We start from the raw sequence: 12,628 nt of genomic DNA, 5'->3' as shown, positions 1-12,628 counted from the left end.
CCGTCATGGCCTTTCTTGCCGACGCCCTTTCCCGCGTAAAGCCTTCCGCGACCATCGCAGTGACGCAGAAAGCGCGCGAGCTGAAAAACGCCGGCCGTGACGTGATCGGGCTGGGTGCCGGCGAACCGGACTTCGACACGCCGGACAATATCAAGAACGCTGCGATCGAGGCCATCCGCCGCGGCGAAACGAAATATCCTCCGGTTTCCGGCATCGTGCCGCTGCGCGAGGCAATCGCCAGAAAATTCAAGCGAGAGAACAATCTCGATTACCGGCCGGAGCAGACCATCGTCGGCACCGGCGGCAAGCAGATCCTGTTCAATGCCTTCATGGCGACGCTGAACCCCGGCGACGAGGTCATCATTCCGAGGCCGTACTGGGTCAGCTATCCCGAGATGGTAGCGATCTGCGGCGGCACCCCGGCATTTGCCGACACCTCCATCGACAACGGCTTCAAGCTGACGGCGGCGGCGTTGCAAAAGGCGATCACGCCGCGCACCAAATGGCTGTTGATGAACTCGCCGTCGAACCCGTCGGGCGCCGCCTACAGCGGGGCTGAATTGCGCGCTCTGGCCGACGTGCTGCTCGAACACCCCAATGTCTGGGTGCTGACCGACGACATGTACGAGCACCTGATCTACGGCGATTTCGTCTTCACGACCATCGCCGAGGTCGAGCCGAAGCTTTATGAGCGCACCCTGACCATGAACGGCGTGTCGAAGGCCTATGCGATGACTGGCTGGCGCATCGGCTATGCGGCCGGGCCGGTGGCGCTGATCAAGGCGATGGACATGATCCAGGGCCAGCAGACCTCCGGCGCCTGCACCATTGCCCAGTGGGCATCAGTCGAGGCGCTGAACGGTCCGCAGGATTTCATTGCGAAAAACAAGGCGATTTTCCAGGCTCGGCGCGATCTCGTCGTGTCGATGCTCAATCAGGCGCGCGGCATCACGTGTCCGTCTCCCGAAGGGGCTTTCTACGTCTATCCGTCCTGTTCCCAGTTGATCGGCAAAAAGACCAAAGCCGGCAAGCTGATCGACAGCGACGAAGCCTTCTGCTCGGAACTGCTCGAGGCCGAGGGCGTGGCGGTCGTGTTCGGTTCGGCATTCGGCCTCGGCCCGAACTTCCGCATCTCCTATGCCACGTCGGAGGCGTTGCTCGAAGAGGCCTGCGCCCGCATCCAGCGCTTCACCGCCTCGCTGACCTGATCTAGCGCATCTCGAACACCAAACCCGGCCCGCAATCGGGTTTTGGCGGTCGGCGCCAGCCTCATCCCTGGCGACTGTGATTGGTTTCGCGCGCCGAACGAGCCTCGGCCGGCGCCAGAATGGCGGCCAGAAGCCCGGCCGTGACGAACGAAACGATGGCGGCCGTCAGCATCGCCGCATGGAAGCCCCCGGCATAGGCGGCTCCGAACAGATCGCGCAGGCCGTCCTTACCCATCGCCGCATCGGCTGCGAAATCGTGCCTTGAAACCGCGGCGCGGGCCACCGCTCCGGCATTGGCGACACCGGCATTTTCAAGATGCGCCGTCAGCAGGGCTGTTGCCCGCATGCTCATCAAGGCGCCGAGCAGGGCGATGCCGATGGCGGTGCCGCCCTGGCGGGTTGCGTTGATCACCGCCGACACCATGCCCGAACGCTCGCGCGGCGCAAACGACATCGCGGCAGCGCTGCCGGTCGGGATGGACAGCGCATTGCCGAGGCCGCCGACGGCAAACAGCAGGCCGATCGTCACATAGGGTGTCGAGGGTCCAACCCAGCACATGCCCAGCATCGAAAGACCGCTCGCAAGATAACCCGATGTCATCAGCGCCTAGTGTCCGTAGCGCTGACTGAGCCTGCCGATCGCCGGCGACACGACCATTTGGACAAGGAACAGCGGTGCCATGCGCAGGCCGGTCTGTGTCGGCGACCAGCCCTGTGCCTGCTGCAGGAACATCGAATAGAGGAAGACGCTGGTGTAGGAGGTGAGGCCGAGCGCGAACGAGGCGACATTGGCGACGGCAAAGCGAATGTCGCGGAACAGGCCAAGCGGCAGCATCGGCCGCGGCGTGCGTGCCTCGAAGACAAGGAATGCCACTAGGCCGGCGAAGCCGACGACAAGGGCGATAACAGCCTCTCGATCGCCCCAACCTTTTTCGCCTGCCGATATCAGGCCGAAGGTCAAGGCGCCCAGCCACAGAATGCTGAGCGCCAGGCCGACAAGGTCGAGATGGGCATGCTCGGGGTGTGAAGTCTCTACGATCGAAGCCGCACCGAGCACGATCGTGGCCAGGCCGAGCGGCAGGTTGATCAAAAAAATGCTCTGCCATCCGGCGGTTTCGACCAAGATGCCGCCGACGACCGGGCCGGCGAGCAGCGAGACAGCTGCGAACGACGCCCAGCCTCCGATAACGCCGGCACGCTCGCGACCGTCGGGAAACGCCCGCGTCAGAATCGACAGCGCACCCGGAATGATCAGCGATCCGGCTATCCCTTGCACCACCCGGCCCACCAGCAGCACCGACAGGTTGGGCGCGATTGCACATATGGCAGACCCAGCCACGAAGATGCCGATGCCTGCCAGCCAGGAGCGCTTGCGCCCGTAGCGGTCGCCGATCAGGCCTGCCGACAGCATGAAGGCCGACAGGCAAAGCGTGTAGGCGTCGATCACCCATTGCAGCCCGGCGAAATCGATGCCGAGCGCAATCTGGATCGTCGGCAGGGCGACGTTGACGATGCTGATGTCGAGCAGTGCGACGAATGTGCCGAGATAGACGGCGGCAACAAGAGGCAAGCGACGGTTCGACATGAAACCCAAACCTGAGCGTGGAAATCACCTACAATGATCAGACGCGACCAATGATCAGACGCGACGCGCTTTTAGGTCCGATCAACGCCGCCATACTGCTCGTCGGTCACCGTCTCCAGCCAGTCGGCATGGACGCCGTCGAGCGCCTCCTGCATGGCGATATGGGCCATCGCCGATTTTGGACCGGCGCCGTGCCAATGCTTTTCGTCAGGCGCAAACGAGATGACGTCGCCGGCCCTGATTGCCTGTATCGGCTCGCCCCAGCTTTGCGCCAGGCCGGCGCCTGACACCACATAGAGCGTCTGGCCCAGCGGATGCGTATGCCAGTGGGTACGCGAGCCGGGCTCGAAACCCACCATGACGGCGCGTAGCCGCGCCGGCGCGTCCTTCTCGATGATCGGCGTCTGCCACACGCGGCCGGTGAAGTACTTTTCCGGCGCAATGACGGTCGGCACGCTGCCGCAAGCAATGATCTTCATCGTCGCAAAGTCCTCAAGCTATAGCGGATCGGTCGGCGACGACCGTTCCTTTTTGTCGCAGGAAGCGGCACTTTCATCCGATAACCATCATGGCGCAACCGCTTTTGCGGCTGTTCGGCGACGGACCCTGTCACGGCATTGACGGAAAGCCCAGGCCCGCATTCGACGGCTTCGCCGATCATGGCTCAACATCCGCGACATCAGGCGATCCTCCGATCTCAAATCACTTGCCCTCCCGCCTAACCCGTGGGACGATGCCTTTGGGTAGGCGGCAAACTGAAAAAAGCCCCGCCCGCGACGGTCGACAGGCCGGCCGCCGCTCCCAGGGAAACGCCTGAGTGGAGGTCAGTCATGGGAACTCGCGCCGGAGGACGACGCACGGGACCGAAATGCATTGCCATCGTCGGTCCCTTTGCAAGCGGTAAGACGACACTTCTCGAAGCTATATTGGCCCGCACGGGCGCCATCCCCCGCCAGAATCCGGTCTCCTCGGGAAACACAGTTTCCGATCATTCGCCCGAGGCACGCGCCCACGCCATGAGCGTTGAGGCGACGTTTGCCACCACCGACTTCATGGGCGAGCAACTCACCTTCGTCGATTGTCCCGGCTCCATAGAATTCGCCTTCGAGGCAGAGCCGGTTCTGGCCGCCTGCGACATCGCCGTGGTCGTCGCCGAAGCCGATGAGAAGAAGATCCCTGCCCTGCAGCTGATCATGCGCAAGCTCGACGATCTCGGCGTGCCGCGCATCATGTTCCTCAACAAGGTCGACAAGGCGATATCAGGCGTGCGCGACACGCTGAAGATGTTGCAGCCGGCGAGCTCGGTGCCTTTGCTGCTGCGCCAGATCCCGCTGCGCAAGGACGGCGTGGTGATCGGCTCGATCGATCTGGCGCTGGAGCGCGCCTACATCTATCGCGAGTATGCCGAAAGCGAAGTCGCCCAGATCCCCAGCGACGACAAGGCGCGCGAGCTCGAAGCGCGCTTTTCCATGCTGGAGACGCTCGCCGACCATGACGATCAACTGATGGAGCAGCTGCTCGACGAAATCGAGCCGCCCAAGGACGCCATCTTCGACGACCTGGCCGCCGACTTGCGCGATGGTGCCGTGACGCCGGTGCTGATCGGCACCGCCGAGAAGGGCAATGGTGTGCTGCGGCTGCTAAAAACGATCCGCCACGACGCGCCTGATGTTGAAGCAACACACAAGCGCCTCGACGCACCTGACGGCAATGCGACCGTGGTCCAGGTGATGAAGACCATCCACACCGCGCATGGCGGCAAGCTGTCGATCTCGCGCATCCTGTCCGGCCAGCTTGCCGACGCCTCCGAGCTCTTCCTTTCGAACGGCGCGACGGCAAAGGTCTCCGGCATCTACAGAATGCTCGGCAAGGACCAGACCAAGCTCACCTCCGCCCCGGCCGGCGACACGGTCGCGCTCGGCAAGATGGACGAGGTCACGACCGGTCAGACCTTGAGCTCGGTCAAGGGCGGCATCAACCCCTTGGTCACGCTGACGCCACCGCAGCCGGTCTTTGCCTTTGCGTTGCGACCGAAGGAACGCAAGGACGAGGTCAAGATGTCGGCGGCCATCCAGCGCCTTGCCGAGGAAGATCCCTCGCTCAGCGTGCGCCACAATCAGGATTCGGCTGAAACCGTGCTGTCGGGCCATGGCGAAATGCATCTGCGTGTCGTGCGCGAGCGGCTGGAGGGCAAGAACCAGATTCCGGTCGAAGGCCATCCGCCGGCCGTGCCTTACCGCGAGACGATCCGCAAAGCGGCGCAGCAGCGTGGCCGTCACAAGAAGCAGTCGGGCGGCCATGGCCAGTTCGGCGACGTGGTTATCGAGATCAAGCCGCTGCCGCGCGGCTCCGGTTTCCAGTTCACCGACACCATCACCGGCGGCGCCGTGCCGAAAACCTATATCCAGTCGGTCGAGGCGGGCGTGCGCGATTATCTGAAATCGGGCCCGCTCGGCTTTCCAGTGGTCGACGTCGCCGTCAACCTGTCCGACGGCTCCTATCATTCCGTCGATTCGTCGGACATGGCCTTCCAGATGGCGGCAAAGCTGGCGATGAAGGAAGGCATGGCCGCCTGCTCGCCGGTGCTGCTTGAACCGATCATGAAGGTGGAAATCGTCACGCCGTCCGACGCGACATCGAAAATCATCGCCCTGATCCCGCAGCGGCGCGGCCAAATCCTCGGCTATGATGCGCGGCCCGGCTGGCCGGGATGGGATGTCGTCGAGGCGACCATGCCGCAGGCCGAGATCGGCGATCTGATCATCGAGCTGCGTTCGGCCACCGCGGGCGTGGCCAGCTATCGTGCCAGCTTCGACCATATGGCCGAACTCACCGGCCGCCTGGCCGACGAGGCGTTGAACGCCAATGGCAAGGCCGCCTGACACCTGAACTTGGCGACGGTCAGGCTGCAGAACACAAGGAAACGGCGTCCGGAAATGATCCGGACGCCGTTCTCTTGCGGACCGTCTTCGTGGGAGGCGAAATGGCAGGTCCGCCGCACATGCCGCCAACGCTTGACAGCCTCAGCGGGAGAATAGTTCGGACGCGGTAGCCGCCTGAGCCCGGATCGTCCGAGTGATGCCCCCATCTCCCGCACGAACCACACCGCGTCCTATGATCTGCTTAGTCGATGCTGCGCGCCTGCGACATGTTACCTGAGGTTACATGTCACTGTTACATGACAATTTCGGTCGGCTTTGCGTCAGCGCCGGCAGGGATCGGGAATCAAAAAAGCCGGATCAACGAAGATCCGGCTGAGTTTGATTGGAAGTGCCTGTTAAGGCTAACCTCCAGAGGGGAACACTCGAGGGCGCTAATGGGAGGAGAACGCGCCCAGGAGATGATCCATATATGTGCTCATCATGCCCAAGAAACAAGCATCTATTTTGCAACACTCGCATGCAAAATGACACAGGCTGTGGTCTAACCCGTTGCTTGGCCTCGTAGGACCAGAAGAATCGCGAAATGCGGTGCGCAGCCAGTCAAGATTCATTGCGAAATGGCGAATCAGCGCCGATTTTCGGTCTAGAATGCAGAAAATGACGAATGATCGCGAATCAGGCAGCGCGCGTTTATTTTTGCGGCAGCCATGCTTCGGCCCGAAAATCGCGCCGAAGGAACCCCCGATGAGGACCCGTCGGGCGATCGCCGGCAGCGCGCTGTTCTTCATCGCAGCGCCCGGTGTGGTCGCGGGATTGCTGCCCTGGCTGTTGACCGATCGCTATCGCATGCCATGGTCGACCCTGCCCGGCCTGGTCCCGGTCGGCTGGGTCCTGATTGTCGTCGCAACGGCCTTGCTGCTTCATGCCTTTGCCCGTTTTGCTCTCGAAGGCCGAGGCACGCCCGCTCCGGTCGCGCCAACCGATCGACTGGTTGTCGGCGGCATCTACCGCCATGTCCGCAACCCGATGTATGTGGCTGTGCTGGCGATCATCCTTGGCCAGGCGCTGCTGTTTTCGAGCGCGTCTCTCGTCGCCTATGCCGCTATTGCCGCCGTCGCCATGGTCTCGTTCGTGAAGTTCCATGAGGAACCGACGCTTGCCCGCCGCTATGGCGCCGACTACGAGGCCTACCGCCATGCCGTTCCAGGCTGGCTCCCCCGCCTGACGCCATGGCGCGGCCAGTAGGAGAGGATCGTCCGCAATGCATGGTGGTAAGGGACGTGCAGAGGTTTAGAATGACCAACTACGCGCCTTGGCGATGATGAAATCGCGGAAGACGTGCAGCTTCGCCTGGTTCTTCATCGCATCGGGATAGGCGAAATAGGTGTCGAAGGACGGCACTTCGGTCTCCGGCAGCAACTGCACCAGGCCTGAATCCTTGCTGACCACATAGTCGGGCAGCATGGCGATGCCGGCGCCACCCTGGACCGCGCGCTTGATCGACAATATATCGTTGATCTGCAGCGTCGGCACCCTTTGCCCGCCTTCGAAATCGCCGACCGTTTCCAGCCAGTTCAATTCCGACAGATGCGCCGGCACCGGCACGCCGAAGGTGACGATGCGATGGCTCTTCAGCTCGGCGATCGACGCCGGCTTGCCATACTTGTTGACGTAGGAAGGGGCGGCGTAGAGATGGAAATGCACCGTGAACAAGCGGCGCTGGATAAGATCGGGCTGCTGCGGCTGGCGCAGCCGGATCGCGCAGTCCGCCCGGCGCATGGTGAGATCGAGTTCCTCATTCGCCAGGATCAGCTGCAGGCTGATCTCGGGATAGAGCTCGATGAATTCCTGCACGCGCTCGGTCAGCCAGCCGGCACCGAGCCCGACCGTGGTCGTCACCCTGAGCACGCCGGAGGGCCGGTCCTTGGCCTCGGTCAGCCGCGACTTGATCGTCTCCAGCTTCATCAGCACGTCATGCGCCGTGCGGAACAGCATCTCACCCTGCTCGGTCAGCACCAGGCCGCGGGCATGGCGATTGAACAGCGGCACGCCGACATCATGTTCGAGCGCGCTGACCTGCCGCGAGATCGCCGATTGCGACAGATGCAGTGTCTCGGCGGCATGGGTGAACGACCCAGCTTCCGCCGCAGCGTGAAACACGCGTAGCTTGTCCCAGTCCAACGCCATAATGCCCCTCGCTTGTTCTTTTGGCGTCTGAATGAAAAATCAGGCTTTTGCGCGGCTTTTCTCGGCCGCTTGTTTACTCCGCCGCTTCGCGGTGAACTTCGATCCCGGCGAGGTACTTTTCCGCCTCGAGCGCCGCCATGCAGCCGAGCCCCGCCGCCGTCACCGCCTGGCGGTAGATGTCGTCGGTCACGTCGCCGGCGGCGAACACGCCCGGCACGTCGGTGCAGGTCGAATCCGGCGCCGTCCACAGATAGCCGTTCGGCTTCTGCTTCAGCTTGCCGGCGAACAGCTCAACCGCCGGCGCATGGCCGATCGCCACGAACACGCCGTCGACCGTCAGATGCATCTCCTGGCCGGTCACCAGATTGCGCAGCTTCAGTCCTTCCACCGACGGCGGCAGCGGCATCTTGCCGGACTGGCCGGTGATCTCGTCGACGACGGTGTCCCAGATGACGCGGACATTGTCCTTCTTGAACAGCCGCTCGCTGAGGATGCGCTCGGCGCGGAAGTCGCTGCGTCGATGGATGACTGTCACGCTCTTGGCCAGGTTGGAAAGGTAGAGCGCCTCCTCCACCGCCGAATTGCCGCCGCCGATCACCGCGACATCCTTGCCGCGATAGAAGAAGCCGTCGCAGGTGGCGCAGGCCGATACGCCGAAGCCCATGAAGGTCTGTTCGCTCGGGATGCCCAGCCATTTCGCCTGCGCACCGGTGGCGATAATCAGCGCGTCGGCGGTATAGGTGGCGCCGGAATCGCCCTTGGCACGGAACGGCCGCACGTTGAGGTCGACCTCGGTGATGATGTCGTTGATCACGGCGGTACCGACATGCTCGGCCTGTTTCAGCATTTGCTCCATCAGCCACGGACCCTGGATCGGATCGGCGAAGCCCGGATAGTTTTCGACATCGGTGGTGATCATCAACTGGCCGCCCTGTTGCAGGCCGGCGACCAGCATCGGCTTCAGCATGGCGCGGGCGGCGTAGATTGCCGCCGTATAGCCGGCGGGACCGGAGCCGATGATGAGAACGGGTGCGTGCTTGGACGTCATATCGGGGCTTTCACAACAACCGGACGCGAATGAAGCGTCCGGCACAGGGATCGATTTCGGCCCTAATCTAGGTGTTGCAGGCGACGCCAGCAAGACGACCTGGCCTTCGTCCCCGGAATGCTTGCGCACAAACAGACGAGTCCATGAGCATCGTGGCGCGGCGACTGTCCCAAAATCAGCGACCGAAGGGATGGAATGGACACCAAAGTCGTTTACAAAATCACGAAAGATTCTTGCGTGAAGCGCCGAAGGTAGCCATGCCGCTCAAAGCCGATCTCGACACCATCGACTGGAAGATCCTGCGCGAGCTTCAGCACGACGGGCGCATGACCAATGTCGAATTGTCCAGCCGCGTCGGCATTTCGGCGCCGCCATGCCTGCGTCGCGTCAGGCGGCTGGAAGAGACCGGCATCATCCGCGGCTATCGCGCCTTGCTCAATGCGCCGGCGCTCGGCCTGGACGTCGTCGCCTTTTGCCTCATCGGCCTGCATCATCAGGCCGATGCGGAGCTTAAAACCTTCGCCGAACGCACCCGCGGCTGGCCGATCGTTCGCGACGCCTGGATGGTGTCGGGCGAATCCGACTTTTTGCTGCATTGCGTGGCGAGCGACCTCGGCGCCTTTCAGACCTTCGTCATCGAGGAACTGGCCTCGGCACCGAATGTCGACACGGTGCGGACGGCACTGACCATCCGTCGCGTCAAGGACGAGGGCCTGGTGGCTTTCAGCGAAGTGAGACCTTAATCCCGGCCGAGCTCGGCGATGGCGTCGCAGAGTTTGCTGTGATCGTTATCGGTCGTCAGATTGCGCGTCCTGAACATACCTTCGCCGGAAGTCCGATTGGATCTGCCGTTCACCAGCCAACCCTCGCAAAGCCCGGCTCGCCGCCCGGCTTCCATGTCATCGGCCTTGTCGCCGACGATGATCGAACGGCTGTTATCCACGCCCAGCAGATCGCGGGCGCGCAGAAGCATGCCCGGATTGGGCTTGCGCATCGGATGATCACCTCCTGCCAGCTCGCCCGTCCCGCTTGAATGGTAGGCGCAGGCGAGCACCAGATCGATCCGGCAATTCTGCGCTTCGAGAAGCGCCAGCAGCCGGGCATCGACCGCGGCGAACTCCGGCCAGCCGAAATAGCCGCGAGCTATGCCTGACTGGTTGGAGACCACGATCGCCGGAAGGCCAGCGATGTTGGCCGTTCGGATCACCGGCAGCATCTGCGGCCGCAGCACGATGTCAGCCGGATCGCTGGGGTAGCCGCTATCGACATTGATGGTGCCGTCGCGGTCGAGGAACAACGCCGGCGTGCCAGCTGGAAAAGCCGAGCTGCCGACCCGCTCGACCCACAGGCCCGGCGCTTCGAGCGGGTAATGATCAGACCTCACGACCGGGCCGATGTCAGCCATCACAGAGGTGCGCTTCGACCATTTCGCACAGATGATGATAGAGGCACAGATGCCCCTGCTGGATGATCGGCGTCGAGGTCGAGGGCACGTTGAGCAGGATGTCGGAGAGCGGCTTGAGCTTGCCGCCGCTGTCGCCGGTCAGGCTGATGACCGTCATGTCCATCATGCGCGCCTGTTGCGCAGCGGCAAGGATGCTGGCCGAGTTGCCGCTGGTCGAGATGGCGAGCAGCACGGCACCCGCGGCGCCATGCGCCTCGACCTGGCGTGAAAACACCGTGTCGAAGCCGTAATCATTGCCCCAGGCGGTCAGCACCGCCGCATTGGCCGGCAGCGCGATGACGTTGTAGGCCTTGCGCTCCTTCAGGAAGCGGCCGACCAGTTCGCCGGCGATGTGAATGGCGTCGCTGGCCGAGCCGCCATTGCCGCAGATCAGCAGCGCCTTGCCCTGCGAAAGCGCGGCGACGACGGCGGTAACCGCCCGCTCCATCTCGCTGGTGAGGTCGCGCTCGACCATCGCGGTGATCGCGGCCGCCGAGCGGACCAGATAGTCGTTCAGTTCGGACATGAAAACCTCAGTTTGTGCTGCCGGCGCGCAACTTGCCGATGGTGCCGGTGGTGCTTTTGCCGGCGACGAGATCGACCAGCACGACGCGGCCGCCCGCCTTTTGCACGATTTCGGCGCCGACCACCTGATCGATCGTATAGTCGGCGCCCTTGACCAGTATGTCGGGCTTCAGCGCCTCGATCAGCGCGAGCGGCGTGTCTTCCTCGAAGACGACGACGGCATCGACCGAGGCAAGCGCCGCCAGCACGCAGGCGCGGTCATGCTCGTCGTTGACCGGGCGCCCCGGCCCTTTCAGCCGGCGCACCGAGGCATCGCTGTTGAGGCCGAGCACCAGCCGGTCGCACTGGCTGCGCGCCGCATGCAAAAGGCTGACATGGCCGGCGTGAAGGATATCGAAGCAGCCATTGGTGAAACCGACGCTCAGGCCTTCTTCCTTCCACGTCGCCACCAGCCGTGCGGCTGCGGCAGAATCGAGAATTGCATCCTTGTGGGCAATCGGCCCATGCGAGCGAAACAGCGCGCCGGTGAGTTCCTCGACCGTCAGCCGTGCGGTGCCGCGCTTTCCCACCACCACGCCACCGGCCGCGTTGGCGATGGCCGCCGCATTGACGCGGTCGGCGCCCGCAGCCAGGGCCAACGCAAACGTAGCGATGACAGTGTCGCCGGCGCCGGAAACGTCGAACACCTCCCGCGCCTGCGTGGAAATGTGGCGGGCATCGTCGGCGTCGACGACGCTCATGCCTTTTTCGCTGCGCGTCGCGACGACGAACTCGAAGCCGTGTGCCGAGATCAGCTCACGCGCCGCGGCGACGATCTCGTCATCGGCAAACACCGCGCGTCCGACCGCCTCGCCAAGTTCCTTGCGATTGGGGGTGATCGCCGTCGCACCGGAGTAGCAAGCATAGTCGCGGCCCTTGGGATCGACCAGCACCGGCTTGTCCGCCTCGCGGCAGATCGAGATCAGTTCGCCGGCGACGCCGTCGAGCAACATGCCCTTGCCGTAGTCGGACAAAATGACGATGTCGGCCTGCGCCAGCGCGGTGCGAAAATGCCGGATCAGCGTCGTCCGCTCGGCGTCGCGCAGCGGCTTGATTTCCTCTTCGTCGAAGCGCAGCACCTGCTGGTTGAGCGCGCTGAAGCGGCTTTTCGACGAGGTCATCCGGTTGGCGTCCTGCGCGAGACCGCCAGTGTCGACGCCAAGTCCGGTGAGCATGCGCATGAGATTGTCGCCGGCCGGATCGGCGCCGATCACCGAAACCGGTATCGCGGCGGCGCCGAGCGAGACGATGTTGGCGACGACATTGCCGGCGCCACCCATCGCCGAGATTTCGCCACGCCCGCGCAGCACCGGAATGGGCGCTTCAGGCGAAATCCGCTCGATGACGCCGTTGACGAAACGGTCGAGGATGAAGTCGCCGACCACCAGCACGGTGACGTTGCCGAACCGCGAGATAGCGCGGTGAAGCGGTTCGGAAGAAGGCAGGTATTGCTCGCTCATGTCATCTTCGACGTGCAATGAGAGCCGGTCCCGATGCTGTGAAAATGCTGGACTGGCAGGGCTGGTCGTTCATGGCGAAGCCGATATACCGCAATTCGGCTCAGCGCAACGGCAGGCGCCGAACGGACCACAGCCAACGCCGGTTTGGCGGATCAACTTTTTTGCAAAGCGACATGAACACCCAATCCGACCAGCACCGCGCCGCCCGCACGCCGCATCAGGCGTTGCGCGTCGTTTGACGCCCAAGCAA

At 63.4% G+C, this 12,628-nt stretch carries 12 protein-coding genes and 1 pseudogene; 4 read left to right on the top strand and 9 right to left on the bottom strand.

Annotated elements, in window-relative coordinates:
• The first annotated feature begins 5 nt into the window (after nt 1–5).
• Nucleotides 6–1,208: a pyridoxal phosphate-dependent aminotransferase gene (locus AC0L2C_RS03740; protein WP_287239984.1), complete on the top strand. Its 1,203-nt coding sequence runs from the start codon at nt 6–8 to the stop codon at nt 1,206–1,208.
• Nucleotides 1,209–1,269: 61 nt separating this feature from the next.
• On the opposite strand, the gene AC0L2C_RS03735 is transcribed toward AC0L2C_RS03740, so the two are convergent.
• The 3 genes from AC0L2C_RS03735 to AC0L2C_RS03725 form a co-directional block, all read right to left on the bottom strand.
• Nucleotides 1,270–1,809, bottom strand: coding sequence for a hypothetical protein (locus tag AC0L2C_RS03735; protein WP_473522724.1), 540 nt, complete (start codon nt 1,807–1,809; stop codon nt 1,270–1,272).
• Between the two features lie 6 nt (nt 1,810–1,815).
• On the bottom strand, nt 1,816–2,793 hold the full coding sequence (locus tag AC0L2C_RS03730) for an MFS transporter (RefSeq protein ID WP_287239987.1): 978 nt from the start codon (nt 2,791–2,793) through the stop codon (nt 1,816–1,818).
• Between the two features lie 71 nt (nt 2,794–2,864).
• The gene (locus AC0L2C_RS03725) at nt 2,865–3,272 is read right to left on the bottom strand and encodes a (R)-mandelonitrile lyase (RefSeq protein ID WP_287233042.1); all 408 of its coding nucleotides are present in this window, start codon (nt 3,270–3,272) and stop codon (nt 2,865–2,867) included.
• A 351-nt stretch (nt 3,273–3,623) separates the two neighbouring features.
• On the opposite strand from AC0L2C_RS03725, the gene AC0L2C_RS03720 reads away from it, so the two are divergent.
• Together AC0L2C_RS03720 and AC0L2C_RS03715 are read left to right on the top strand one after the other, a co-directional pair.
• Nucleotides 3,624–5,675, top strand: a complete 2,052-nt coding sequence (locus AC0L2C_RS03720) for an elongation factor G (RefSeq protein ID WP_473522723.1) — start codon at nt 3,624–3,626, stop codon at nt 5,673–5,675.
• Between the two features lie 744 nt (nt 5,676–6,419).
• Nucleotides 6,420–6,920 carry a methyltransferase family protein gene (locus AC0L2C_RS03715; RefSeq protein WP_287280849.1) on the top strand — a complete coding sequence of 167 codons (501 nt, stop codon included), beginning with the start codon at nt 6,420–6,422 and terminating at the stop codon, nt 6,918–6,920.
• Between the two features lie 45 nt (nt 6,921–6,965).
• On the opposite strand, the gene AC0L2C_RS03710 is transcribed toward AC0L2C_RS03715, so the two are convergent.
• The gene (locus AC0L2C_RS03710) at nt 6,966–7,862 is read right to left on the bottom strand and encodes a LysR family transcriptional regulator (protein WP_023799796.1); all 897 of its coding nucleotides are present in this window, start codon (nt 7,860–7,862) and stop codon (nt 6,966–6,968) included.
• Between the two features lie 73 nt (nt 7,863–7,935).
• Nucleotides 7,936–8,910: a thioredoxin-disulfide reductase gene (gene trxB, locus AC0L2C_RS03705; protein WP_473522722.1), complete on the bottom strand. Its 975-nt coding sequence runs from the start codon at nt 8,908–8,910 to the stop codon at nt 7,936–7,938.
• Between the two features lie 257 nt (nt 8,911–9,167).
• Between trxB and AC0L2C_RS03700 the strand changes: the two genes are divergently transcribed.
• Entirely contained in the window at nt 9,168–9,653 is a 486-nt protein-coding gene (locus AC0L2C_RS03700; RefSeq protein ID WP_473522793.1) for an Lrp/AsnC family transcriptional regulator, read from the top strand.
• On the opposite strand, the gene AC0L2C_RS03695 is transcribed toward AC0L2C_RS03700, so the two are convergent.
• From AC0L2C_RS03695 to AC0L2C_RS03680, 4 genes and pseudogenes are all read right to left on the bottom strand, one after another.
• Nucleotides 9,650–10,315 carry a D-glycero-alpha-D-manno-heptose-1,7-bisphosphate 7-phosphatase gene (locus AC0L2C_RS03695; RefSeq protein WP_473522721.1) on the bottom strand — a complete coding sequence of 222 codons (666 nt, stop codon included), beginning with the start codon at nt 10,313–10,315 and terminating at the stop codon, nt 9,650–9,652. The two genes, AC0L2C_RS03700 and AC0L2C_RS03695, sit on opposite strands and share 4 nt — an antisense overlap.
• Nucleotides 10,308–10,880: a D-sedoheptulose-7-phosphate isomerase gene (locus AC0L2C_RS03690; RefSeq protein ID WP_287324822.1), complete on the bottom strand. Its 573-nt coding sequence runs from the start codon at nt 10,878–10,880 to the stop codon at nt 10,308–10,310. The genes AC0L2C_RS03695 and AC0L2C_RS03690 overlap by 8 nt, the downstream gene beginning before the upstream one ends.
• A 7-nt stretch (nt 10,881–10,887) precedes the next feature.
• Entirely contained in the window at nt 10,888–12,378 is a 1,491-nt protein-coding gene (gene rfaE1, locus AC0L2C_RS03685) for a D-glycero-beta-D-manno-heptose-7-phosphate kinase (RefSeq protein WP_473522720.1), read from the bottom strand.
• A gap of 152 nt (nt 12,379–12,530) precedes the next feature.
• Nucleotides 12,531–12,617: pseudogene (locus AC0L2C_RS03680) on the bottom strand (LysE family translocator); the annotation flags it as partial.
• Nucleotides 12,618–12,628: the final 11 nt, after the last annotated feature.

Source organism: Mesorhizobium sp. WSM4845 (assembly GCF_055811455.1).
This window is presented reverse-complemented; position numbering and strand designations above follow the sequence as displayed.